Below are 2,705 nucleotides of genomic sequence, written 5' to 3' on the forward strand. Positions count from 1 at the left end.
CTTGAAAGCGAATATCGTACATCATCAGACGGCAGTCTTACTCATTATATTGTTACCGATTCAAACGGCAATACAGTTGAAAAAACATCTGTAAACGGTCAGACAAAGACTATTACAACAGGCTCAGATGATGACGGAAAGTCATTTGTAAGCAATGACGGTGTAACTAACGAAACATCAACCGATGATTTCGGAAGAGTGTCAACTGTAACAACAAAACAGAACAAGAGCGATACCGTATTTACAAAGCAGTATTCTTATTATCACGGCAGTGAAAGTAATGCTACTACAAATATGGTTGGCGGTATCAGTTATAAGTTGAGTTCTGATAGGGTTCTGGATTACAGCTATAATTACAACGATACAGGTAATGTAGAGAATGTGTATGAAAACGGCAAAAAGGTAGCCGTATATACATACGATGAACTAAATCAGCTTGTATGGTATGCAGATACCCGAACAGGTCGCTATATCAGAATAGTTTATGATAACTACGGTAACATTCAAAAAATGGAATCGTATTCACTCGGAACTAACTGGGCACCTGTAAAATTACTTGAAACAAGAACTTATTCGTATAGTGACACTAACTGGAAAGATAAACTCACCGAGTTTGACGGCGACAGTATTACATATGATAAGAACGGCAATCCATTGACATACCGTGATGATATGACTTTTGAGTGGGAGAACGGAAGAATTCTCAAGAATATAAACACTTCCGATAAAGCTATTCAAATGAGCTATGACTCAAACGGAATGAGAACGCAGAAGTCTGTTGACGGAGTGAAAACTAATTATTATTACGACAGCAGTAATAACCTTTTCGCACTCACTCAGGGCAGTGATACGCTGTTCTTCTATTACGATAATTCGGGTGAAGTAATGTCAGTTTCCTGCAATGGTACTATGTATTACTACATCAAAGACCTGCAGGGCGATATTACCGAAATTGTTGATAAGGACGGCAAAGCAGTCGCAGAGTATGCCTACGATGCGTGGGGCAATATGCTCACCGAAAACAACGGCACACTCGCAGTTGGCAAACTGAACCCATTCCGCTATCGCAGTTATGTTTATGATGAAGAAACAGGCTTGTACTATCTCCAGTCCCGCTACTACGATCCATTTACAGGCAGATTTTTGAATGCAGATATTTTTAATGACACTGATACAAAAACTTCATTAAGTACTAATATGTATGCATACTGTGAGAATAACTCTGTTAATTATGTTGATAGCAATGGAACAAAGACAACTATAGGACCTGTTAAAAAAATAAAATATAATAGAAATAAAGTAGTAGCCTATGCTAAAAAATGGTACAATGGCAGGAATGGACAGTACTATAGTTACGGTCAGGATTGTACTAATTTTGTTTCACAGTGTTTATATGCTGGTGGAATACCGATGACTCTGGGAAGTAAGTCTAGTACGTGGCATTCTTTAATAACCGGCAAAACAGGTATTAATCAGCCGGGGATGAATCCTAATTATAGATATTATTGGGATGTCAGTTTGCCGTGGAGTTTGTGCCCCAGTAACTATAATTATTTTAAAAAAGATAAATATTGTAAAGGGCGTATAACCATGAAAAATAAGACTGATGTAAAAAATACATCACTTCGCATTCAAATTGGTGATCCTCTTTATATGGATGATGATGGTGACGGTAAACCCAATCATGCAGTTATTGTTACTAAGGTAGATAAAAAGAATAAAAAAATATATTATTCAGCCCATACTAATTCGTATTATAATAAATGTTTGGATGAATACAAATTTAAAGGTAAGAATAAAGTGTATGCATTAGCCTTAAAAAATAATATCTGAACAATTAAACTTGTAGAAAGTTGTGATTAAATGAAAAAAGTGGTAACGAGATTGATGATTATATTTATTGCCGTATTATTTTTATATTTATCATATGGCTTCTATTTGTCACTTAAAATTAACAATATAATTTCTAATGCTCTTAATAATGAGGTATACGATAGTAAAATGTCATCGTGTATCAGTAAAGAAAATTATGATTATATAAACCCTATTCAACCGAAGTTGGAAGAGGGACATGATAATTTATCAAAAGATGTCGAACATTCATTTTCTATAGTATTTCCTTTTATCAATAGCGTTTCGTATAATTATACATATACCGTTACGGACGCTGATAATGGCGAGGTGCTTTATTCTTCCATGGATAGTAAGATGAAATTAACAGTTACATACGGTATGTTTAGTATCTTTATACAAGATACAGAGGAGATTTACTCCACATAAATTTAAAACAAGTATGTTTATGACAGTCTTAACGAGCTTAAAGAAGAATATGATTATGTAAATAAGTTCTACATTAACTATTCTTATGACGGAGCAGGAAACCTGCAAAATAAATATGAACAGGTTCTTGATCCAAACTACGGTTATCCTACAGGAACACAGCATGGTAATACATATGAGTACACCGATACAAGCTGGAAAGACAAACTGACAAAAATCAATGGTGACAATATTACCTACGATGCAAACGGCAATCCGCTTTCATACCGTGACGGAATGAGTTTTGAATGGGAGAACGGAAGAATTCTCAAGAAAATCAACACTTCCGATAGTTCTATTCAAATGAGTTATGACTCAAACGGTATGAGAACACAGAAAACCGTTGACGGAGTTAAGACCAACTATTACTACGACAGCAACAAAAA

1 protein-coding gene is annotated in these 2,705 nt (G+C 35.1%); it reads left to right on the forward strand.

Annotated elements, in window-relative coordinates; all coding sequences use genetic code 11:
* Positions 1-1,833 (forward strand): amidase domain-containing protein (locus tag RBATCC27255_RS06195; protein WP_187128354.1); only part of this gene is annotated, 1,833 nt, incomplete at its 5' end.
* Between the last annotated feature and the right edge of the window lie 872 nt (positions 1,834-2,705).

It is taken from the genome of Ruminococcus bromii, assembly GCF_002834225.1.
Lineage (GTDB): Bacteria > Bacillota > Clostridia > Oscillospirales > Acutalibacteraceae > Ruminococcoides > Ruminococcoides bromii.